The sequence below is a fragment of the Curtobacterium sp. PhB128 genome, from assembly GCF_004340725.1.
Classification (GTDB): Bacteria; Actinomycetota; Actinomycetes; order Actinomycetales; family Microbacteriaceae; genus Curtobacterium.
This window is the reverse complement of record NZ_SLUR01000001.1, coordinates 89,379-111,587: the sequence shown is the minus strand read 5'-3', so window position 1 is coordinate 111,587 and position 22,209 is coordinate 89,379. Positions and strand designations below refer to the sequence as shown.

Sequence of the window (22,209 nt, the reverse complement as noted above, 5' to 3'; positions counted from 1 at the left end):
ACGATGGCACGACCGCAACACTTCGGGTACTTCTTCTCGCGCGGGTTCGGCCCGCAGGCGTGGGGGCGCTCGGACTGGGACTGGGGCCACGACTGGACCAAGCCCGACCTGTACCAGCAGTCCGTCCGCACGCTCGAGCAGGCCGGCATGGACCTGGTCATCGCCGAGGACGCCATCTCGCTCGGCAACCCGTCGACGCTCGACCTGCGCATCCGCCAGGCGTACGGCGGCCCGAAGCACGACCCGCTGCTGCTCGCGCCGTACCTGTTCGCGGCGACCTCGCACATCGGCATCGCGCCGACCGTGAACGCCGGCTTCACGCCGCCGTACCTGGCTGCACGACAGTTCGCCACGCTGGCGCACCTGTCCTCCGAGCGGGTCGGCATCAACGTCGTGACCGACGTCGGCAGTGCCCGGCACGCCGGTCTGCCGCCGCTGCCGCACGACCAGGCGTACGACCGGGCCGAGGAGTGGATCACGCTGCTCCGCCGGCTCTGGGGGTCGTGGGGGTCCGGGTTCATCGGGAACCGATCGGACTGGAGTTTCGCCGACGGGGACGCGCTCGACGCCTTCCACCACGAGGGCGCGTACTTCACCGCCGACGGCCCGCTCAACGCGCTGCCCCTCGACTCGGACCCGGTGGTCGTCTCCCCCGGTGGCTCCGGTCGGGGCCTCGCGTTCGCCGGCACCCACTCGGACGTGCAACTCGCGCTCGCGCCGCTGTCGGCCGCCGCGGTGGCGGACTACCGCGGTCGCGTGATCGCCGCAGCGCAGGCCGCCGGACGCACGGCCGCCGACCTGCGCATCCTGTTCGTCCTCAAGCCCGAGATCGTCTCGTCGTCCGACGAGGCCGACCGGATCGTCGAGGCGTCCCGGCACCCGTCCGACGACGACCTGCGGACCGCGGCGATCGCGTGGTCGAGCGACTCCGAGACGGACCTGCTCGCGCTCGACCTCGACGCGCCCGTGCCGGACGGGACCTTCGGCGACCACGTCTCCGCCGGCACGATCCGTGGGCTGCTCGGCGACACCCCGGACGCCCCGCTGCGCGCGCTCCTGGAACGCAAGGCCCGCAAGGGGCGGGTGTCCTCGCGCGAGGGCTTCGTCGGCACCGCCGACGAGTTCGCCGACTTCATCGAGGAGCTCGGGTCGGACGCCGACAACGACGGCATCATCTTCTCGGGCGACCTGCACCCGGCGCAGGTCCACCGGATGTTCGGCGACCTGGTGCCGGTGCTCCGGCGCCGTGGGCTCCTGCGGCGGGAGTACGGCGCCGGGGGCATCCGGGCGAACCTGTTCGACTTCTAGTGGTGGACCGGCTCGACTAGTGGTGGACCGGCTCGACCACGCCTGATTCCTCGACGTCACGGACGTCGTCGGCCGTGCGGAGGATCTCCTCGCGGTCCGACGCGGAGTTGATCGCCCAGTAGTAGATCACCAGTGAGAACACCGCGACCACGACGATGTCGATCCACAGCGGGAACACCGGGTGCGTCAGCGGACCGAAGTCGCTGAGGAACACGATGAGGCCCATGCCGATCAGGTACGGCAGCAGCCACTGCGCCGCCTTCCAGTCCCAGCGCGGCCGAACGCTCGAGGCACCGCGGAACACGTTGTTCAGGATGATCACCACGGCACCGATGAGGATCGCGACGCCGAGCTTCCAGTCGGTGTCCCACCCGGTCCACAGGATGATGAGGTTCGCGACGATGAACGCGATCGGCGACAGCACCGCGGCGGCGGGCATCCGGTAGGGACGCTCGATCTCCGGGATCCGCTTCCGGAACGCACCGAGCGCCAACGGGGCACCGGCGTACATCAGGACCGACGCGCTCGTGATGAGGCTCACCAGCCCCTGCCACGAGGGGAACGGTGCGAAGCACGCGCAACCGACGACGAACGCCGTGACGAGCCCGACCCACGGCACGCCCTGCTTCGTCGTCCACTCGAACGCCTTCGGGAAGTACCCGTTGCGACTGAGTCCGTAGGAGATGCGGCTCGTCGCCGTCACGTAGATCAGCCCGGTCCCCGCGGGCGAGATGATCGCGTCGATGAAGATGACCACCGCCAGCCAGGTGATGCCCGCGGCCATCGCGATGTCGGCGAACGGCCCCGTGTACTTCGTGAAGTCGGCGGTGGCCCAGGACCCCTGGATCGCATCCGACCGGAGCACCCCGAGGAACACGACCTGCAGCAGCAGGTAGATCACCAGCCCGATGAGCACCGAGCCGATGACGGCACGTGGGATGTCCCGCCGCGGGTTCTTCGCTTCACCCGCGAGCTGGTCGGCCTGCTCGAAGCCCAGGAAGGCGAAGATGATGCCGGACGTGGACACCGCCGCCAGGACCCCCTTGGCGCCCTCGGGCATGAAGCCGTCGGCCGCCGTGAAGTTCGAGCCGTGGAACCCGCTGAACGCCAGCACGATGATGACCAGCAGCGGGATGGCGACCTTCCACCACGTCGCCGCCGAGTTCGTGTTCGCGAGGATCCGGACGCTGAGCAGGTTGATCACGGTGACCACCGCCATGAGGACGACCGCGATCGCGATGCCCGCGCCGGTGAGCAGCTGCTGCGTCTCCCCGTCCACCGTCGTGGTGTGCAGCCACGGGTGCGCGAACTGCCAGTGCTGCGCGTACTTGATCATCGCCTCGACCTCGATCGGAGCGACGGTCACGGACTGCAACCAGGAGAACCAGCCGAACGACGCGCCGGCGATGCCGCCGAACGCGATGTGCGGGAACCTGGCCGTCCCGCCCGCGATCGGGAACATGCCGCCGAGTTCGGCGTGCACGAGGGCGAGGACGAGGATCGCCACACCGCCGATGAGCCACGAGATGATCGCGGCCGGGCCGGCGGTCTTCAGGGCCTCCTGCGACCCGAAGAGCCAACCGGAGCCGATGATCGACCCCGTCGAGGCCCAGATGAGCCCGATGAAGCCCACGTTCCGCTTGAGGCCGGAGTCCGGCAACGCCGGCGTCGTCGTTGTAGCCACTGCTGCTCCCGTCGAGTGAGCGGGCCCCACGAACGGGGGTCGCGCTCATCGACTCTGGCACCGGGACAGCGGCTTGGTCGGATTCTTTAACATGCCGGAAACAATTGTGCTGTATAAGCACTCAGGCTGCTACTTCTTGGACTTCTTCTTCTTGCCGTCGGGCTTCTTGTCCGACTTCTTCTTTTCGGACTTCTTCTTGCCGTCGTCCTGCTTCTTGGACGGCTTCTCGTCGTCCTTCTTCTGCTTCTTGCCGTCGTCCTGCTTCTTGGACGGCTTCTTGTCCGACTTCTTCGGCTTCGCTTCCCCCGAGGGCAACGGCAGGACCGAGGCCAGCTCCGGCGACTCGACCCCGTCGATCGGCTCGACGCCCACGGCGGAACCCGTGTCCAGCGCGACGTCGACCGCGTGTTCCTCGAGCACGGGCGCGAGCGCGTCCGTCACCCGCTCCACGGTGAGCACCGCGTCGTCCTCGGCGAGCCGCAACAGCGCCTGCGCGGTCCGCACCCGGGTCGTGGTCTTGCGTGCCAGGACGTCGGCGCGCGCACCCTCGAGGAAGGTGCGGAGCGTCCGCTCGACGACCGACCGTCCACGCGGTGCAGCGCGGTCCAGGCGGTCCAGCTCACCGGCGACCCCGGCCACGTCATCGGCGACGTGCTCGTGCCGCACCGACTCGATCAGCGCCGCGATCGCTGCTGCACCCCGTTCGACAGCAGCCGAACGCTGGTCGAGCACGACGAGCATCTCGACGACCGAGCCGTAGGTGACGGTCTCGAGGCGGACGGGCTCGGCACCCCGGCCGCGGACGACGAGGCGGGCGTCGGGCGTGGGCAGCCAGGCGGCGAGGGCAGCGACCGTCGCGACGGACCCCACGATCCGCTCGTAGTCGGCGAGCACCACTCGCTCCTGCTCGCGCAGACGGACTCGGATCGCGATCTCCTGCACCACGTGGGGGCCTTCCGTTCGGGGTCGGCGCGGGCGTTTCCCTGCGCCTCCTCCGGAGCGTAGTCCCCTGACGTGGCGAGACAGCGAACGCCCCGGCATCGTCCAGGGACGGTGACGGGGCGTTCGTGCAACACGTGGTGACAGCGGCTCGACGACCGGCGATTGGTGGAGATGGGGGGAATCGAACCCCCGTCCATCGCTGCAATTCGACGTCTTCTACGGGCGTATCCGGATAGTTCGTTCTGCTCGGCCCCGTCCTTTGCTACCGGCTTCTAGGACGACGGGCCCAGTCTCAGTGCAAGTCCCGCACGGCCCTGAGGCGCAACCGTGCAGCAAGTCCTCTGGATGACGCCGGGATCAGGTTAGGGGACGGTCACCTGGCCGACGGACTTCATGTGCTGGGCTGCTTACGCAGCGAGAGCGAAGTCAGTGCGCTTGGAATTGGCACTTGTTGTTTTCCACGGATCGTTCACGAGATAACCGTGGGTCCTCGGCCCGCTTCCCGTCGGCACACAGGCAATGTCGAAACCGATCATCCCCATGCGGGCCGGACGTGCGAGCCGCTGTCACGCTGTTGAGTTGTGTTGCGACTGCTCCGATCGGAGCAGTCCCTCAGTCTAGCTGACCGAGGTACGAGGCCGCTACTCGCCGACGCGGTTCTTCGTGCGCATGGCCCGCTCGGCCTCACGCTTGTCGGTCTTCTCCCGCATGGCCTGACGCTTGTCGAACTCGCGCTTGCCCTTGGCGACCGCGATCTCGATCTTGGCCCGACCGTCGTGGAAGTAGATCTGCAGCGGCACGAGGGTGTAGCCGCCCTGGGCCGTCTTGTGCGAGATCTTCACGATCTGCTGCTTGTGGAGGAGCAGCTTGCGCTTGCGCCGAGGTGCGTGGTTGTTCCAGGTGCCCTCGGTGTACTCGGGGATGTGCACGGCATCGATCCAGGCCTCGCCCCGGTCGATGTAGGCGTACCCGTCGACCAACGAGGCGCGTCCCATGCGCAGGGACTTCACCTCGGTGCCGGACAGGACCATGCCGGCCTCGTACGTGTCCTCGATGAGGTAGTCGTGTCGGGCGCGACGGTTCGTCGCGACGATCTTCTCACCGCGTTCCTTCGCCATGACGACTCCTCTCGTTCCGGGCACTGCGCTGCGCAGCCCTACAGACTACCCAACAGCAGGAGCCTCACGCACCTTCCCGGCGCGGCGGATCAGACCTTGAGGTAGCGGCGGATGGCGATGGACGCCGACACCGCGGCGAGCAACACCCCGATGACGATCACCGACGGCACCACGATGGCCGCGTCACCCATGCCGATGAACGCCGTGCCGGTGAAGCGCTCGGCCAGGAAGTTCCGGACGAAGAACCACACCACCGCGGTGATGGCACCACCCGCCAGGACGGCTCCGATGGCGGCGGCGATCACCCCCTCGAGCACGAACGGCGTCTGGATGAACCGGTTCGACGCACCGACCAGCCGCATGATGCCGAGCTCTCGCCTGCGACTGAAGGCGGACAACCGGATCGTGGTCGCGATGAGGAGCACGGCGGCGACGAGCATGAGCGCCGCGATGCCGATCGCCGTGTACGACGACGCGTTGAGCAGGTTGAAGATCGGTTGCAGGTAGCCGCGTTGGTCGACGACGCTCTGCACACCGGCGACCTTCGACAGGCTCTCGACGAGGACGTCGGCCTGCGACGGGTTCTTGAGGTTCACCCAGAAGGTCTCGTTGAGGTACTCGGGCTTGACGAACTCGGTCGCCGCGGAGTCCTTGAACTGCTCCTTGAAGCGGGTGAACGCCTGGTCCTGGTCCTCGTAGTACGTCTTCTCGATGTACGGCTTGAGGGTGGACGACTCGAGCTGGGCCTGGACCTGCTTCCGCTGGTCCTCGGTGGCCTTGGCACCCGTGCAGTTGCCGGTGGTGTCGGTGTCGGTGCACAGGTAGACGGCGACCTGCGCCCGGTCGTACCAGTACCCCTTCATCTGGTTGATCTGCATCTGGAGCAGGATCGCGGTCCCGACGAAGGTGAGCGAGATGAAGGTCACGAGGACGACGGAGACGACCATCGACGCGTTGCGCCGCAGGCCCGAGCCGACCTCGGACATGACGAGCCCGAGCCTCATCGGATGAGCCCCGGGATGGTCTGGATGCCGGTCGTGTTCGACACGGTGCCGCGCTGGATCGGGACCGCCTGGGTCTGGTAGCCGCCGGACTGCTCGTCCCGGAGGACCGTGCCGTTCGACAGCTCGATGACCCGACGCTGCATCTGGTTCACGATGCTGGCGTCGTGGGTCGCCATGAGCACGGTGGTGCCTCCCTGGTTGATGCGTTCGAGGAGCGCCATGATGCCGGCGGACGTGGTGGGGTCCAGGTTGCCGGTGGGCTCGTCGGCCAGCAGGATCGCCGGCTTGTTGACGACGGCGCGGGCGATCGCCACGCGCTGCTGCTCACCACCGGAGAGCTCGTGCGGCATGCGGGTCGCCTTGCCCGCGAGTCCGACGAGCTTCAGCACGTCGGTGACGGCCTCGCTGATGAAGCCCTTGCTCTTGCCGATCACCTGCAGCGAGAACGCGACGTTGTCGAAGACGTTCTTGTTGGGCAGGAGTCGGAAGTCCTGGAACACGACGCCGAGGTTGCGCCGGAAGTACGGGACCTTCCGCGACGCCAGGGACCCGAGGCGCTGCCCGAGCACGTGGATCTGGCCGCGGGAGGGCTTCTCCTCCTTGAGCACGAGGCGCAGGAAGCTGGACTTGCCGGAACCCGAGGCGCCCACGAGGAACACGAACTCGCCCTTGAGGATCTCGAGGGTGAGGTTGTCGAGCGCCGGACTCGGGTTGCCCGAGTAGACCTTGGTGACCTGGTCGAATTTGATCATGACCGGATCAGGGTAGGTCGCCCCGCTTGGAAAGCAAGCGAGGCGCGCGGCTCACGAACCCCTACGCGTCGACGGATTGCTTGCGCCAGCGGATGCCGGCGTTGATGAAGCCGTCCAGGTCGCCGTCGAACACGGCTGAGGGGTTGTTCACCTCGTGCTCGCTCCGCAGGTCCTTGACCATCTGGTACGGCGCCAGCACGTAGGACCTGATCTGGTCGCCCCAGCTCGCCGTGATGTTGCCGGCGAGCTCCTTCTTCTTCGCGTTCTCCTCTTCCTTCTTCAGGAGGAGCAGGCGCGACTGCAGCACGCGCATGGCGGCCGCACGGTTCTGGATCTGCGACTTCTCGTTCTGCATCGAGACGACGGTGCCGGTCGGGATGTGCGTCAGGCGCACCGCGGAGTCGGTCGTGTTGACGGACTGCCCGCCGGGGCCCGACGAGCGGAAGACGTCGACGCGGATGTCGTTCTCGGGGATGTCGATGACCATCGTCTCCGGCATGAGCGGGATGACCTCGACCGCGGCGAACGAGGTCTGCCGCTTGCCCGCTGCGCCGAACGGCGACATGCGGACGAGTCGGTGGGTGCCGGCCTCGATCGACAGGGTGCCGAATGCGTGGGGGGCGTCGACCTCGAACGTGGCGGACTTGATGCCCGCTTCTTCGGCGTAGGACGTCTCCATCACGGTGGTCTTGAAGCCGTGCTGTTCGGCGTACCGCAGGTACATGCGCATGAGCATCTCGGCGAAGTCCGCGGCGTCGACGCCACCGGCCCCGGCGCGGATGGTGATCACGGCAGGGCGGTCGTCGTACTCGCCGTCGAGGAGCGTCTGCACCTCGAGGTCGCCCATGGTCTTCTGGATCGCCTTGAGCTCGGCGATGGCTTCGTCGGCCGAGTCCTGGTCGTCGCCCTCGTTCGCCATCTCGACCAGCACCTCGAGGTCGTCGATGCGTCGCTCGGTGTCGGTGATCTTCTTGAGCTCGGACTGCCGGTGCGAGAGCGCGCTCGTCACCTGCTGCGCGTGCTCGACGTCGTCCCAGAGGTCCTGGGCGCCCGCCTGCTCGCTGAGGTCGGCGATCTCACGCTGCAGGCGGTCGACGTCGACCACCGAGCGGATGTTGCCGAAGGTCTCTCGGAGGGCGGAGAGCTGCTCGGTGAAGTCCAGTTCGACCATGGTCACCGATCCTACCGGCGCGAGCCTGCCGCGGCAGACCGGGAGGCCCGGTGTGGGGTCCGTCGCGTCGGCTCGGCGATTCGACTTGCGCCCGGACCCTGATCCACCGATAGATTGCAGGACATGTTGCGCATCCAGAACATCAGTACATCAGTCCGCTACCTGCCGGCTCTCTTCGTGGGCGCGGCGGTGGTCGCCGCGGTCATGATGCCCTCGTCGGCTTCAGCGTCCGCGCTGGAATCGAGCGGCGGCACCGCAGGGGGATCCGCCGAGATCTCCGGCCCCGGGGACACGCAGGTCGTCATCGACGACACCGACCCCGCGCAGATCCTCACCACGAAGAAGGTGGGCGGCGGCACCTGGATCTACGGGACCGGCGGTGGCAACTCGTACTCCTACTACGACCACAAGACGAAGAAGCACTCGTCGACGGCCTGCTCCGGGTACGGCACGAGCTGCCGGGGATCGGGCTGGGTCGCGAAGGAGAAGCGCTCCGTTGCGAAGGTCCTCAAGACTGCGTGGGGCAACACGGCCTTCTGGAACACGAAGTAGCCGTACCGGGGCGTCCTCGACCATGCTCCGGGTACTCGGTGCCTTCGCGGCGGCCGCGATCGCGCTGCTCCTCGGCTTCGCCGTGCAAGGCGCCCACGACACGCAGTCGATGGCGACCGTCCGGTCGGCGCTGACCATCTCCCACGCGGGTGAGGACGCCCCGACCACGAAGCTCCTCCGCGCAGAGGCGACGAGCCTCGGAGCGAACTTCTACCAGGTCCGCATCGACCCGACGGGACGGACTCCGACGCGGACGCTCGCTCCCGTCATCGGGGACCGGAGCACCCACGAGCGTGTCTTCCCATCCGGGTCCTACGCTGCGTTCGACACGAGCCTGACGACGGAACTCACCCAGGCGCCGAGCAGCCCACTCGGGACGTACTTCTCGACGCTGCCGCCCCGAGCGCTCGAAGCGGTGTCCGACCGTCTCGCGATCGCGGGAGTCGACACGCACGTCGAGGCGATGAGCTGGGGCGGGCTGGCTCTGTACTTGCTGGCGTACACCCCGCTCGTGATGGCGGCTGCGGTCGTCGGAGGCGCCTCGTGGCTGGCGGGCCGTGTCCGCGGGTTGGCCCAGGTGCGAGCACAGGCCGTCCTCCGGGTGCACGGCGTGCTCGGACCGTTCGTCCGGGACATCACCGCTTCCGTGCTCGTCGCTTCGGCGGCGTTCGTCATCTCGGCCGGTCCAGCGATCCTGCTGGTTCATGCGTACAACGGCGGACACCAGCTCTGGTCGTACCTCGCGATCAGCGCGGTCCTGCTCGGAGGGTTCCTCACGGCGTTCATCGTCGGGGCATCCGGTCCCGGACTCCTTCCGCGCGGGGTGCGATTCCGCCCGGCGTTCTCGAGCTGGCGTCCGTGGCTGCGTGGACGTGTCACGATGGCGGCGGCACAGGTCGCCACGCTGACCCTGGTGGTCTTCCTCATCGCCCAGGGCTCGGCTGCGTGGACCTCTCTCGCCGTCGTGCGTGCGAGCGGCCCTGACTGGCGGGGCTGCTCCGCGTGCACGGTCACCATCTTCAACGGGTTCGACGGCCAATCGGCTCTCGATGACGCCGTCAGGCCGTTCAGTTCATCGGTGCGAGCGTCGGAGCGGAAGGGGGAGGTGGTCCTGAGTTGGGTGCGGGGTGCCGTCCGGGGGGATCGGTTCAGTCCGGGCGACTCAGAATCGAACGTGATCCTCGCGAATCCGACCTTCGTCGCGCGCTCCGGAGGCGGTCTGCCGGATCCATTGCACGGGAAGGACGGGCCTGGAGAATGGGGGCTCCTGGTGCCGAGTGACCACGCGGACCGTGCCGAGTCGATCGCGGACGAGTGGCTCGAAGCGTTCCGGGAGCCGCTCGGCACCGTCCCGAACCAGTCCGCGCCGAAGCGACCACACATCGCCACGTACCCCGCCGGGCGAGTGTTCAACTACGGGCAGACCGGCTTCCGGAACGAGGTCTACTCGGAGTCGCCGGTCATCGTCGTCGCCTCGGGGTCGGCTGGCCTTCTCGATGACGAGTCGTACTTCGCGGCTGGTTCGTCGGGCGACCTGCTCTTCACAGGCGGCCCACGAGAGACGCAGCAAGCGCTCGACACGGCGGGCGTCGAACGATCGGTGTACTCGCTGGACAGCCTCGGGACGCAGATCGCGAGAGGAACAGCGGCCGCGCAGTCGAAGCTCGTGGTGTCGCTCGTCGCGGCCGCTGCAGGTCTCGTCGCGCTGCTCGGCATGCTGACGATCGGAGCGCGCATCGATGTGGCCCGGAGACGCGACCAGCTGCTCGTCCTCCGAGCGCACGGCGAAGCTCCTGCCCGTGTCCACCTGGTGACGGCACCCCGGTCACTCGCCTTCCTCGCGAGCACGGGTGTCGCTGCCCTCGCCGCGGGGACCAGTGGGCTTCTCGGAGCCGACATCCCGACGGGAACGCTCGTCACCGTCGGGATCGCCGTTTCGGTCGTCGTCCTCGTGACGAACGCATTCATCACCACTCGGCTCACCACCACGAAGGGACTCACGACCGATGAACGATGAAGATGCTGCCGTGCACGTGACCGGTCTCCACCACACCGTCGGGAACCGCGCCGTGGTCTGCGGGCTGGACCTGACCGCGAGGGCAGGCGCCGTCCACGCCGTCACGGGTTCCTCAGGTGTCGGCAAGTCGACCCTGCTCCGGTTGCTCGGAGGACTCGAGCGACCGACGAGCGGCGCGATCCGGGTGTTCGACCAGCAGGTGGACACGTTGCGTGGACCGGCACTGCGCCGGTACCTCCGTGACTGCGTCGGTTTCGTGTTCCAGGACGCCGGTCTCGTTGCGCAGTGGACGGTGCGGAAGAACATCTCCGCCGTGCAGGCAGCAGCACCTCGCGCCCCCGTCTCCACACCCTTGAGCATCGAAGCCGCCGCCGATCGTGTCGATCTGCCCAGCCGGCTGCTCGATGCGCGCGCCGGGGAACTCAGTGGCGGCGAGCGTCAGCGTGTGTCGATCGCCCGCGTCCTCGTTCGGAAACCTCCGCTGGTGCTCCTCGACGAACCCACCTCCGCCCTCGACGCTGATCGGACGCGGATGGTCGTCGAGCTCATCCGCGACCTCGCAGACGACGGCGCCGTCGTCCTCGTCGCTTCGCACGACACGGTGATCACCGACGCGTCCGATGCCCGGACCGTGCTGCGGGAAGCGTCATCGACGACCTGACCGGTCGGCGTCGCATCCCCGCCGGAGGGCGCGCTACCGCCCCAGCAACGGCTCCCGCGACGCCATGCCCGCAGCCCCGGCCCGCGCGACCGCGTCCGGCAGCGCCGCCAGGAAGGCGTCGACGTCCGCATCGGTCGAGGTGTGTCCGAGCGTGATCCGGAGCGCGCCGCGGGCGTCCTGCTCCGACAGGCCCATCGCGAGCAGCACGTGCGACGCCTCGGGCACGCCGGCCTGGCACGCGGATCCGGTCGAGACGGCGACCCCGGCCGCGTCGAGCAGGAACAGCAGCGAGTCGCCCTCGCAGCCCGGGAACGTGAAGTGCGCGTTGCCGGGCAGCCGGTCGTCGGGGTCCCCCATCAGCACGGCGGACGGCACGGCCGCGCGGACACCGGCGACGAGCCGGTCGCGCAGGGCGACGAGCGACGGGTGCGGCATCGGTTCGGCGGCGACCATCGTGGCCGCGACGCCGAACGAGGCCGCAGCGGGGGCGTCCTGGGTGCCGCTCCGCACCTGGCGCTGCTGCCCGCCGCCGTGGATGAGGGGCTCGACGGTGGCCTTCCGCCCGAGCACCAGCGCACCGATGCCGACCGGTCCGCCGACCTTGTGCGCGGAGACGCTCAGGGCGTCGAGGCCGGACGCGGCGAACGACACCGGCACCTGGCCGTAGGCGGCGACGGCGTCGCTGTGCACGGGCACGCCGGCGGCGTGCGCGAGCTCCACGATCCGTGCCACGGGCTGGATGGTGCCCACCTCGTTGTTCGCCCACAGGAACGTGACCAGGGCGACGTCGTCGGCGGAGGCGAGTCGTGCCTCCAGTCCGACGAGGTCGACGCGGCCCTGCGCGTCCAACGGGACCACGTCGACGACGGCTCCCTCGTGCGTCTCCAGCCAGGTCAGGGTGTCGACGGTGGCGTGGTGCTCGCCCCCCGGGACGACGATCCGGGGGCGGGCACGGTCGCGTTGACGAGCCCAGAACAGGCCCTTCACGGCGAGGTTGATGCTCTCGGTGCCGCCGGAGGTGAACACGACCTCGACGGTGTCGGCGTCGAGCGACCGGGCGACCGCGGCGCGACCGTCCTCGAGCAGCATCTTGGCGCGCTGTCCGGCGCTGTGGATCGAGGACGGGTTGCCGACGGTTCCGAGCGCGTCGGTGAACGCGGCGAGCGCCTCCGGCAGGATCGGCGTCGTCGCGGCGTGGTCGAGGTAGACCGGCATCTGCACCCCCTGGAACGAGCGGTGTCCAGGATACGCGTCGGTCCTCGTACCCTTGTCGGGTGCACGAGACAGCGATCGACCACACCCCGGGGTTCGACCTCGGGGCCGACGTCCCGCGGTTCTCCCTGCGGTCCGCCACCGCCACGGCCGTCGTCGTGGTCGTCGAGCGAGCGGACGGGCAGCCGGTCCGGTACCCGCTCGAGCGGCTGCCGGCGACCGACCTGTGGACGGCCGAGACCCCCGGCGCCGCCCCGGGTGACCGCTACCACCTGCTCGTCGACGGGCCCGTCGGACCGCGGAACGAGTTCGACCCGACACGCCCCCTGCTCGACCCGTACGCCCGCGGCATCGCACCGACAGGGCCCGGGACGCCCCGCTGGACGAGCGTCGTCGTGGACGACGCCTTCGACTGGGGCGGCGTCGTCAAGCCCACGGTCCCGCTCGACCGCGCCGTGGTCTACGAGGCGAACGTCCGCACCCTGACCGCCGCGAACCCGCACCTGCCGGAGCACCTGCGCGGCACGTACGCCGGGGTGGCGCACGAGAGCACCATCGCGCACCTGCACCGGATCGGTGTCACGACGCTCGAGCTCCTGCCGGTGCACGCGTTCGACACCGAGAACTGGTTGCGGGACGCCGGCCGCGAGAACGCCTGGGGCTACAACACCCTCGGGTTCTTCGCGCCGCACGCCGCGCACGCCTCGGCTCCCGCACGGGCGGAGGGCGCGTCCGCGGTGCTGCGCGAGTTCAAGGGCATGGTCCGGCTGCTGCACGAAGCGGGCATCCAGGTGGTGCTCGACGTCGTCTACAACCACACGGCGGAAGAGGGCCTCGGCGGGCCCACCACCAGCCTGCGCGGCATCGACGGTGCGGAGCGGTACCGGTGGACCCAGGCCGCGCCGCCGTTCCGGGACACCTACTACGACACCACCGGCTGCGGGAACACCCTGGACACCTCGGTGGAGTCCACGGCGGACCTCATCGTCGACAGCCTGGTCTACTGGGCCCGCGAGGTGCAGGTCGACGGCTTCCGCTTCGACCTGATGGCCGCGCTCGCCCGCGACGCCCACCACGTCTTCGATCCGCAGCACCCCCTGCTCGAGCGGATCCGGAACCACCCCGACCTGCAGGACACCCTGGTCATCGCCGAACCGTGGGACGTCGGACCCGACGGTTGGAAGACCGGCTCGTTCGGCACGGCCGGCGACCGCACCAGTGAGTGGAACGACGGCTTCCGCAACACGGTCCGCCAGTTCTGGCTGACGGACATCGCCGAGGAACGCCGCAACGGCATGCCCCGCACCGGCATCGGCGCCCTCGCCGGCGCCCTGACCGGCTCGCGCCACGTCTTCGGCGTCGACCGCGGTCCGCTCGCGAGCGTCAACTTCGTCACCGCCCACGACGGCTTCACGCTGCTCGACCTGGTGTCGTACGACGGCAAGCACAACGAGGCGAACGGCGAGGAGAACCGCGACGGTTCGAACGACAACCGCTCGTTCAACCACGGCATCGAGGGCGACACCGCCGACCGCGGCGTCCGGGCAGCGCGGGGCCGGTCGATGCGGAACCTCGCGGCGACGCTGCTGCTCTCCGCCGGCGTGCCGATGCTCACCGCGGGTGACGAGCGGAGCCGCACGCAGCACGGCAACAACAACGCGTACGTCGTGTCCGACGACCTCACCCCGGTGGACTGGTCCGACGACGAGGACGCCGAGTCGATGACCGAGGCCGTCGCCGCGCTCGCCCGGTTCCGGCAGGCGCACCCCGCACTCCGGCCGACGCGCTTCGGCGTCGAGGGGCAGGAGACCCCGGGTGCCTCGCGGATGTCCTGGTACGGGCCGGACGGGCATCCGATGACCATCGAGGGCTGGGACCAGCCGGTACACCGCGTCCTGCAGTACTTCGCCGAGTCCACACCCGAGCACGAGCCGTACGACCGCGTGCTGGTCGTGGTGCACGGCAGCGGGCGCACCCGTGACCTGACGCTGCCGGTGCGCGAGGACGTGCTCGGCTACCGCCTCGCGTGGTCGAGCGAGAAGCACCGTGACCACGAGCGGCTCCGCCCCGCCGGTCAGGTGTTCACCGCCTACGGCCCCGGCATCCACCTGTTCGAGCCGGCGTAGCGCGCGATCCGGCCCGCGCCCGGCACGTGACCAGCGGGCGGACGGGAGGCCCGTGGCGGCCCCGCCACGGGCCTCCCGTCCGGTTCCTCCACAGGTCCACGGCGCGCCCGACCGTCCACAGCGGGCGGATTCCGGGGAACGCGGAGGCGCTCGCCGGGTAGCGTCGGCTCCGTGGCCACCGCAGACCGACCCCGCCGACCGAAGATCGGGCGCATCCCGATCACCGAGCTCGCCCCGAGGACGCCGAACGGGTTCCCCGGCAAGGCGTTCGACGGCGAGGTGATCACGTTCGGTGCGACCGTCTTCCGAGAAGGACACGGCATCATCGGCGCCGACCTCGTCCTCGAACGCCCGGACGGGGGCACCAGGACCGTCCCCCTGGCCCTCGGCGCGCCCGGGACCGACCGGTACGAGGCGACCGTCCAGGTCGACCACGTCGGCGTCTGGACCTGGCACGTCGAGTCCTACTCCGACGACTGGGCCACGTGGCTGCACGCCGCACGGCTGAAGATCGCGGCCGGGGTGGACACCGAGGCGACGCTCCTCGACGGCGCCCTGCTGCTCGACCGGCTCGCCGACGAGACCGACTCCCCCGCCGCCACCCGTGCGGCAGCGAAGGTGCGCGACACCGACCTCGACCCGGCCGAGCGCCTGGCCGCCGTCGACGACCCGCGCATCGTGGCCGAGGTCGAGGAAGCCCCGCTCACCTCGCTCCGGACGCACTCCCCGACGCAGCTGCTCGACGTCGAACGCACCCGTGCCGGCGTCGGCGCCTGGTACGAGTTCTTCCCCCGCAGCGAAGGCGCGAAGAAGAACCCGGACGGCTCGTGGAAGAGCGGCGACTTCCGCACCTCGGCTCGCCGTCTGCCCGCCGTCGCCCGGATGGGCTTCGACGTCGTCTACCTGCCACCGATCCACCCGATCGGCACGACCGCGCGCAAGGGGCCGAACAACACGCTCACCCCGGGGCCGCACGACCCCGGCAGCCCCTGGGCGATCGGCTCCCCCGAGGGCGGGCACGACGCGATCCACCCCGACCTCGGGTCCGAGGACGACTTCCGCGACTTCGTCGAGACCGCCAAGAACACCGGCATGGAAGTGGCGCTCGACTTCGCGTTGCAGTGTTCCCCCGACCACCCCTGGGTCACCGAGCACCCGAACTGGTTCACGCAGCGCGCCGACGGCTCGATCGCCACGGCCGAGAACCCGCCGAAGCGCTACCAGGACATCTACCCGATCCAGTTCGATTCCGACCCCGAGGGCCTGGTCGCCGAGGTCCTGCGCGTCCTGCGGCACTGGATCGACTTCGGCATCCGGATCTTCCGGGTCGACAACCCGCACACCAAGCCGCTCTGGTTCTGGGAGCGCGTCATCCGCGAAGTCCGCGACGAGCACCCGGACACCGTGTTCCTGGCCGAGGCGTTCACCCGGCCGGCGATGATGCGTGCACTGGCAGAGGTCGGGTTCCAGCAGTCGTACTCGTACTTCACGTGGCGGAACACGAAGGAAGAGATCGAGTCCTACTTCGAGGAGCTGTCGCACGAGACGAGCGACTACCTGCGCCCGAACCTGTTCGTGAACACGCCGGACATCCTCACGGAGTACCTGCAGTTCGGCGGTCGCGCCGGCTACAAGGTACGTGCCGCGCTCGCTGCGACGGGCGCCCCGACGTGGGGCATGTACTCCGGGTACGAGCTGTTCGAGGACGTCGCCCGACCGGGCTCGGAAGAGAACATCGACAACGAGAAGTACGAGTACAAGCCGCGTGACTTCGCCCTGGCCGAGGCCGAGGGCGCGTCGCTCGCCCCGTACGTGACGATGCTCAACCGGCTCCGTGCCGCGCACCCCGCCCTCCGCCAGCTGCGGAACCTGCACGTGCACGCCGCCGACGACCCGGCGACCGTCGTGTACTCGAAGCACCTGTCCGGCGAGTTCATCCGCTCCGGACACGCCGACACCGTGATCGTCGTCGCGAACGTCGACCCGCACTCGGCGCGTGAGACCACCGTGCACCTGGACCTCGCTGCGCTCGGCCTGCCGGCCGACAGCCGGTTCGACGTCCGTGACGTCGTGACCGGGCAGCGCTGGGTCTGGGGCGCGTCGAACTACGTCCGCCTGGACGCCTTCCAGGAACCCGTGCACCTGCTCGTCGTGGAAGGACTGCACCGATGACGAACGACCCGACCGCACCCCAGCCGACCCCGCCGTCGCGCCGCGGCCCCGCCGTACCGCCGGTCCCGCCCCCGCCGCCGCCCGTGCCCGCGCGGACACCGTCCGACGCGAAGCCGGAGCCGCGCTACGAGCCGCGGGTCTCCGCCCCCGACGAGGACCTGCCCGGCGCTCCCGCTGCACCGCGCGAGGCGCCCGACCGCGGGGTCGCCGAGTCCGCCACGCTGGCGGGGCACCCCGCCGACGCGACGCACCCGCGGGTACCGTCCGTCGACGCCGTCGCGTCCTCGGGCGCTCCGACCGGAGGCCCGTCCACCGTTGCGCCGTCGACCGCCCTCCCGACGCCGCCAGCTCCGGAGCCCGCCACCGCCGACAGCACGGGCCCGCGCCCGGCTCCGGTCGAGCAGTGGCTGCGCCAACAGGTCGCCGAGGGCCGCTGGTCGCAGCCTCACGACGTCCTCGGCCCGCACGCCGTCGACGGCGGCACGAGCGTCCGCGTGGTGCGCCACCTGGCGCAGGCGGTCCGGCTCGTCCGGCTCGACGGCGACGACGTCGAGCTGACCCACGAGGGCGACGGTCTCTGGGCCGGTGCCACCACCGAGGAGCTCGGGCGCTACCGGGTCGAGGCCGACTACGACTTCGACGAGTCCTCGGAAGAGGACGACGCCACCTGGACGACCGACGACGCGTACCGGTTCGCCCCGACGCTCGGCGAGCTCGACCTGCACCTGTTCGGTGAGGGCCGCGACGAGCAGCTCTGGCACCACCTCGGCGCGCACGTCCGCACGATCGACGGCGTCGACGGCGTCGCGTTCTCCGTGTGGGCACCCCGAGCGACCGCCGTGCGCGTGATCGGCGACTTCGAGGGCTGGGAAGGCCGCACCACCGCGATGCGCCGCCTGAGCGACCTCGGCGTCTGGGAGCTGTTCTGGCCCGGAGCCGTCGCCGGACAGCGGTACAAGTTCCAGATCCTCACCGACTCCGGCTGGGTCGAGCGCGCGGACCCGTTCGCCCGCGAGGCCGAGATCGCCCCGGCCACCGCCTCGGTCATCACCGAGTCGAGCTACACGTGGTCCGAGGGCGACCGCGCCTGGATGGAACGCCGCGCGGAGACGACCACGCACGATGCGCCCATGAGCGTCTACGAGGTCCACCTCGGCTCGTGGCGCCCGGGCTTGTCGTACCGCGAGGTCGCCGATCAGCTCATCGGCCACATGGAGTACACGGGCTTCACGCACGTGGAGTTCCTGCCGCTCGCCGAGCACCCGTTCGGCGGTTCGTGGGGCTACCAGGTCACCGGGTACTACGCTCCGACCGCACGCTACGGCTCCCCCGACGACCTGCGGTACCTGGTCGACCGCCTGCACTCCGCCGGCATCGGCGTGATCATGGACTGGGTCCCCGGCCACTTCCCGAAGGACGAGTGGGCACTCGGACGCTTCGACGGCCACGCGTTGTTCGAGCACCCGGACCCCCGCCGCGGGGAGCAGCTCGACTGGGGCACCTACGTGTTCGACTTCGGGCAGCCGCAGGTCCGGAACTTCCTGGTCGCCAACGCCCTGTACTGGCTCGAGGAGTTCCACATCGACGGCCTGCGCGTCGACGCCGTCGCCTCGATCCTGTACCTCGACTACTCCCGCACCGACTGGCTGCCGAACATCCACGGCGGCCGCGAGAACCTCGACGCCGTCGCGTTCCTGCAGGAGACGAACGCCACCGCCTACAAGCGCTACCCGGGCATCGTCATGATCGCCGAGGAGAGCACCTCGTGGCCCGGCGTGACCCAGCCGACGAGCGCCGGTGGTCTCGGGTTCGGCCAGAAGTGGAACATGGGCTGGATGCACGACTCGCTCGAGTACGTGCAGCGCGACCCCGCGTACCGCAGCTACCACCACGACGAGATCACCTTCTCGCTCGTGTACGCCTTCAGTGAGCAGTTCACCCTGCCGATCAGCCACGACGAGGTCGTGCACGGCAAGGGTTCCCTCTACGGCAAGATGCCCGGCGACGAGTGGCAGAAGCTCGCGAACGTCCGGGCCTACCTGGCGTTCATGTGGGCGCACCCCGGCAAGCAGCTGCTCTTCATGGGGCAGGAGTTCGCCCAGCCCGCAGAGTGGTCCGAAGCGAAGGGGCTCGACTGGTGGCTCCTCGACCAGCCCGGGCACCGCGGCGTGCAGGACCTCGTCGCCGCCCTGAACCGGGTCTACAAGGACACGCCCGCGCTCTGGACGCACGACAGCACGGCCGACGGCTTCGAGTGGATCGAGGGCGGCGACGCACCCCACTCGACGCTCGGGTTCCTGCGCAAGGACGGCGAAGACCGGCTGGCGGTGTTCGTGAACTTCTCGGGCGTGCCCGTCGAACGCCGGTTCGGCCTGCCGAGCGCCGGCGAGTGGCACGAGGTGCTCAACACCGACGCCGCGGAGTACGGCGGCTCCGGTGTCGGCAACCTCGGAGTCGTCACCGCCGAGGACACCCCGTGGGCCGGCCGACCCGCATCGGCGCACCTCGTGGTGCCGCCGCTCGGGGCCGTCTGGCTCAAGCTCGAGCGCTAGCTGTGGCCCGCGTCCTGGACGCGGCCGCAGACGGACGGGAGGCCCGGTGCCAGCTGGCACCGGGCCTCCCGTTCGTCGGTTGCGGACCGCTAGTACAGGGCGCTCGCCAGGCGACGGCGGGCCGCGACCACGCGCGGGTCGTCGGTCCCGATGAGCTCGAAGTACTCGACCAGGCGGACGCGCAGCGCCTCACGGTCCTCGCCGAACACCGTCGGCACCAGGTCGAGCAGGCGCCCGAAGGCGTCCTCGACGTGGCCACCGGAGATGTCGAGATCGGCGACCGCGAGCTGCGCCTGGACGTCCTGCGGACCCGCACCGGCGGCGGCACGGATGTCGTCGGCGGTGTGGCCGTTCAGTCGGTCCAGGAGCGACACCTGCGCGAGCCCCGCGACGGCCATCTGGTCGTGCGGGTCCTGCAGGATCGCGGTCTTGTACTCGGTGATCGCCGTGGCGTAGTCGCCCTGCTCGATCGCGTCGTACGCGGCCTGGTGGTGCGGCGGCAGCGCTTCCGGCTCCGGCTCGCCCTGCTCGGCGGTGTCCTCGGGCGCGGCAGCACCGTCCACGGTGACGCGACCGGAGACGCCGTTCTGCTCGGCTGCTTGGAGCACCTGCTCGTAGACGTCGCGGACCTGCGCCTCGGGCAGCGCGCCGACGAAGAGCCCGAGCGGGCGTCCGCCGATCAGCGCGGCCACGGTCGGGATCGACTGCGCCTGGAACGCCTGCACGAGCTGCGGGTTCGTGTCGGCGTCCACCTTGGCGAGCAGCACGCGCCCGCCGTACTCGGCGGTCAACTGCTCGAGGATCGGCGAGAGCTGCTTGCACGGCCCGCACCACTCGGCCCAGATGTCGACGATGACCGGCACCACGGACGACAGCTCCAGGACGTCCTGGAACGTGTCGTCGGTGACGTCGAGCACGAGTGACGGGACGGTCAAGTCGGCGCCGGCCTCGGTGCCCGGCGCTGCTGCACCGGTCGGGCTTCCCGCCTGCGCCGGAGCACCGGCGGGCGGCTGGGGCGGCCGCTGTGCGCGGTCGACGAGGGACGACAGGTCCACGGCTCCGCGGAGCCCGGACGGGGTCGGGGGGATGTTGCTCATTGCACCTCACTCGCTGCGGTCAGGCCCTGCGTGAACCCGAGCAGGACCACTTTGTCATCCGAGGCGACCGGCGGCACGTAGAAGAGCAGCTGGACGCCGTACGTGGCGCTGATGCCCTTCTTGCTCGTGTCGACCCCGGACAGTGCCTTGACGGCACCCTCGGTGTTGACCTCGGCGCCGGAGGCGGTCGGGGTCACCTTCTCGATCTCGTTGAGGTCGGCGGAGACGAGCGCGCCGGCGTCGTCGGTCGCGATCGCGACGGCGGAGTCCTCCGGGGCCTCGGACGAGTACTCGATCTTCGCCGTGTCCGGCAGGGACTTCGCCTTCTTGTCCTTGTACGCCTTGCCGATGGTGGTGCGGAGGCCGTCACCCTCGGTGGCGAACAGGTCGGCGTACTCGCTCTTCGAGTCCTTGGACAGGATGTCGCCGTAGGCGGTCGCGACCTGGTCCGGGGCGATCGCGAGGAGCTTCGACTGCGGGGCCAGGAGCGCCGCGCCGATCGACGTCGGCGCGAGGCTCGGGATCTTGGCGTCGGCCTCGAGCGAGACGTCGTAGGCGACCTTGTACGGGTCGCGCGCGGTGTCCTGCACGAGCGTCAGGGCCTGCGGTGCCGACTTGGCGTCGCAGTCCTCGGCGACGATCACGAAGACCGTGCGCGGCCACGTGTCGGTCTGCTGCGGCAACGCGACGCACACCTGACCGGCCGAGATCGCCGGCGGTGCCTTGGCGTCGGAGTCCTTGCCGCGGATGGAGTAGTTCGCCAGGCGCAGGTCGAGCGCGGCACCGGTGAAGCGGGTCTTCGCCAGGTCACGGTCGCGGGCGCCGTCGGACTGCTTCGCCACCGTGGCGATCCGCTCGACGACCCGGGTGATCTGCTGCTTGGTCGCCGCCGTGGGCTCGGTGGTCTCCGCTGCGCCGGTCGCGCTGGCCGTGGGGGTCGGGGTCGCGAGCGAGGGGTCCCCGCCCTGCGGCCAGTAGTCGGAGGAGCAGCCGGCCAGGGCGAGCGTGCCGACGAGCACCACGGGGACCGCGATGAACGCGCGCGATCCGCGGCGGCCCCGGGTCGGGACCTGTGCGCCGGCGGCGGCGGCGCGACGCGAGGCCCGTACGCGCGGCGGTCGGGTGCCACCGCTGCGACGACGCGGCCCACGACCGCGGCGCTGGTGCAGGAACGCCAGGATCAACAGCACGATGCCGCCGAGTGCGAAGACGCCACCGGCGACCAGCAGGGGCCCGACGGACGGCGTCGCGGTGTCCTTCGGCCAGGTGACCGAGACGTCGCTCGGCGCCGCGGCGGTGCCGTCGCTGACGATGAGGACCGAGACGTCCTGCGGCAGGCGGACCGTGAACTGCCCGGAGCCGTCGTACTCCTGGTACCAGAGGTCACTGCCCTTCGGCGACGGGACGGACGCCTCGGAGCCGGTGGTCTTGCCCACCAGCTTCGCGCTCTCGGCGTCGAACCGGAGCGTGGTGTGCTCGGCGTCACCGACCCACGCGTTGACGTCGGCCGTTTTGCCGTACGCAGCGAAGACCTTGCCGGAGCCGGACACGTTGATGCGCTGGTAGCCGGGGTTCGCGTTGAGCGTCGACCCGGGGATCACGGTGACCGGAGCGGAGCTGCTGGTCGAGCTGTCCGCGACGAGCGAGGACGGCGGAGCGAACACGGTCCGCTGTCCGACCGCCAACGCGACGAGCAGCAGGCCGATGACGAAACTGACGATCGCCAGGACGAATCGCACGAACACTCTCCCTACCGCGCCGGGGTGGGGATGTCGGCGCGCGAATCAGCGACTCAGGATAGCGAGCATGGCTGAGCAGCGCATCCATCCGGGCTGTCGTCG

The 22,209-nt window shown here is 70.0% G+C and carries 16 protein-coding genes and 1 other RNA gene; 7 read left to right on the top strand and 10 right to left on the bottom strand.

Annotated elements, in window-relative coordinates; all coding sequences use genetic code 11:
• Positions 1 to 3: 3 nt before the first annotated feature.
• Positions 4 to 1,308, top strand: coding sequence for an LLM class flavin-dependent oxidoreductase (locus EDF23_RS00510; RefSeq protein ID WP_131919936.1), 1,305 nt, complete (start codon positions 4 to 6; stop codon positions 1,306 to 1,308).
• A gap of 16 nt (positions 1,309 to 1,324) precedes the next feature.
• Here EDF23_RS00510 and EDF23_RS00505 read toward each other — a convergent pair whose 3' ends face one another.
• The 7 genes from EDF23_RS00505 to prfB form a co-directional block, all read right to left on the bottom strand.
• Entirely contained in the window at positions 1,325 to 2,992 is a 1,668-nt protein-coding gene (locus EDF23_RS00505) for an APC family permease (RefSeq protein WP_207895417.1), read from the bottom strand.
• A gap of 129 nt (positions 2,993 to 3,121) precedes the next feature.
• Positions 3,122 to 3,937, bottom strand: a complete 816-nt coding sequence (locus tag EDF23_RS00500) for a hypothetical protein (protein ID WP_131919934.1) — start codon at positions 3,935 to 3,937, stop codon at positions 3,122 to 3,124.
• 160 nt (positions 3,938 to 4,097) lie between these two features.
• Positions 4,098 to 4,474, bottom strand: a transfer-messenger RNA (tmRNA) gene (gene ssrA, locus EDF23_RS00495).
• 101 nt (positions 4,475 to 4,575) lie between these two features.
• The gene (gene smpB / locus EDF23_RS00490) at positions 4,576 to 5,052 is read right to left on the bottom strand and encodes an SsrA-binding protein SmpB (RefSeq protein ID WP_123294782.1); all 477 of its coding nucleotides are present in this window, start codon (positions 5,050 to 5,052) and stop codon (positions 4,576 to 4,578) included.
• 89 nt (positions 5,053 to 5,141) lie between these two features.
• A complete protein-coding gene (ftsX, locus tag EDF23_RS00485) occupies positions 5,142 to 6,056 on the bottom strand; it encodes a permease-like cell division protein FtsX (protein WP_111086440.1) in 915 nt (304 codons plus the stop codon).
• Complete coding sequence (ftsE, locus tag EDF23_RS00480; RefSeq protein WP_111086441.1) at positions 6,053 to 6,808, bottom strand: cell division ATP-binding protein FtsE; 756 nt, start codon at positions 6,806 to 6,808, stop codon at positions 6,053 to 6,055. The genes ftsX and ftsE overlap by 4 nt, the downstream gene beginning before the upstream one ends.
• 61 nt (positions 6,809 to 6,869) lie before the next feature.
• Positions 6,870 to 7,979, bottom strand: coding sequence for a peptide chain release factor 2 (prfB, locus tag EDF23_RS00475; RefSeq protein ID WP_131919932.1), 1,110 nt, complete (start codon positions 7,977 to 7,979; stop codon positions 6,870 to 6,872).
• Between the two features lie 123 nt (positions 7,980 to 8,102).
• Here prfB and EDF23_RS00470 point away from each other — a divergent pair, with 123 nt between their 5' ends.
• From EDF23_RS00470 to EDF23_RS00460, 3 genes are read left to right on the top strand one after another with little or no spacing between them, the layout of a single operon-like run.
• Entirely contained in the window at positions 8,103 to 8,531 is a 429-nt protein-coding gene (locus EDF23_RS00470; protein ID WP_131919930.1) for a lactococcin 972 family bacteriocin, read from the top strand.
• Positions 8,532 to 8,553: 22 nt separating this feature from the next.
• A complete protein-coding gene (locus EDF23_RS00465) occupies positions 8,554 to 10,548 on the top strand; it encodes a hypothetical protein (protein ID WP_131919928.1) in 1,995 nt (664 codons plus the stop codon).
• Positions 10,538 to 11,209 (top strand): ABC transporter ATP-binding protein, encoded by a 672-nt coding sequence (locus EDF23_RS00460; RefSeq protein ID WP_131919926.1) that lies wholly within the window; start codon positions 10,538 to 10,540, stop codon positions 11,207 to 11,209. Before EDF23_RS00465 ends, EDF23_RS00460 begins: the two co-directional genes overlap by 11 nt.
• 33 nt (positions 11,210 to 11,242) lie before the next feature.
• Here the strand turns inward: EDF23_RS00460 and EDF23_RS00455 are convergent, their stop codons facing one another.
• A complete protein-coding gene (locus EDF23_RS00455) occupies positions 11,243 to 12,424 on the bottom strand; it encodes a cysteine desulfurase family protein (protein ID WP_131919924.1) in 1,182 nt (393 codons plus the stop codon).
• Between the two features lie 59 nt (positions 12,425 to 12,483).
• Between EDF23_RS00455 and EDF23_RS00450 the strand changes: the two genes are divergently transcribed.
• The 3 genes from EDF23_RS00450 to glgB all read left to right on the top strand — a co-directional run bounded on the left by EDF23_RS00450 (position 12,484) and on the right by glgB (position 19,271).
• On the top strand, positions 12,484 to 14,547 hold the full coding sequence (locus tag EDF23_RS00450; RefSeq protein WP_131919922.1) for an alpha-amylase family glycosyl hydrolase: 2,064 nt from the start codon (positions 12,484 to 12,486) through the stop codon (positions 14,545 to 14,547).
• Positions 14,548 to 14,718: 171 nt separating this feature from the next.
• Positions 14,719 to 16,719: an alpha-1,4-glucan--maltose-1-phosphate maltosyltransferase gene (locus EDF23_RS00445; RefSeq protein WP_173168709.1), complete on the top strand. Its 2,001-nt coding sequence runs from the start codon at positions 14,719 to 14,721 to the stop codon at positions 16,717 to 16,719.
• A complete protein-coding gene (gene glgB, locus EDF23_RS00440; RefSeq protein ID WP_207895416.1) occupies positions 16,716 to 19,271 on the top strand; it encodes a 1,4-alpha-glucan branching protein GlgB in 2,556 nt (851 codons plus the stop codon). The genes EDF23_RS00445 and glgB overlap by 4 nt, the downstream gene beginning before the upstream one ends.
• A gap of 89 nt (positions 19,272 to 19,360) precedes the next feature.
• Here glgB and EDF23_RS00435 read toward each other — a convergent pair whose 3' ends face one another.
• Complete coding sequence (locus tag EDF23_RS00435; RefSeq protein WP_131919920.1) at positions 19,361 to 20,368, bottom strand: tetratricopeptide repeat protein; 1,008 nt, start codon at positions 20,366 to 20,368, stop codon at positions 19,361 to 19,363.
• On the bottom strand, positions 20,365 to 22,107 hold the full coding sequence (locus EDF23_RS00430) for a hypothetical protein (RefSeq protein WP_131919918.1): 1,743 nt from the start codon (positions 22,105 to 22,107) through the stop codon (positions 20,365 to 20,367). Before EDF23_RS00430 ends, EDF23_RS00435 begins: the two co-directional genes overlap by 4 nt.
• Positions 22,108 to 22,209: the final 102 nt, after the last annotated feature.